The organism is Faecalibacterium sp. DFI.5.82, from assembly GCF_029076575.1.
GTDB classification, from domain to species: Bacteria; Bacillota; Clostridia; order Oscillospirales; family Ruminococcaceae; genus Faecalibacterium; species Faecalibacterium duncaniae.
On sequence record NZ_JARFIS010000336.1, the window covers coordinates 1 to 322 of the forward strand.

The 322-nt window shown below is 35.4% G+C and carries 1 pseudogene; it reads right to left on the reverse strand.

The features are described 5' to 3' along the window. Positions 1–322: pseudogene (locus P0G09_RS16885) on the reverse strand (ATP-binding protein); the annotation flags it as partial.

Here is a 322-nt window from a genome sequence, read left to right on the forward strand (position 1 = left end):
TTGCTTGAAACGTCTGAGCATCCATCCCACAAACCGAAGTTGCAAGCATTACGACTGCAAAAGATAAACTATAAGTCAAGAGATATTCTACAACGATAAGAAATAATAAAAACTTTCCTGAGATATACTCATATAGAGTTCTGGCAACAATAAAGCAGGATAGTAGAATCAAGAGAATTTTGACGATTTGTTTTCGATTTAAGGCAAAAACACTGAATTCAATGGATGCATACAATAAAAGAGTTTGAACTATTACACCGACAAGAAATCTATGATTCCTCCAACGGTGCGAAGCAAAAGCGTCTAAAAACAGACATACGCA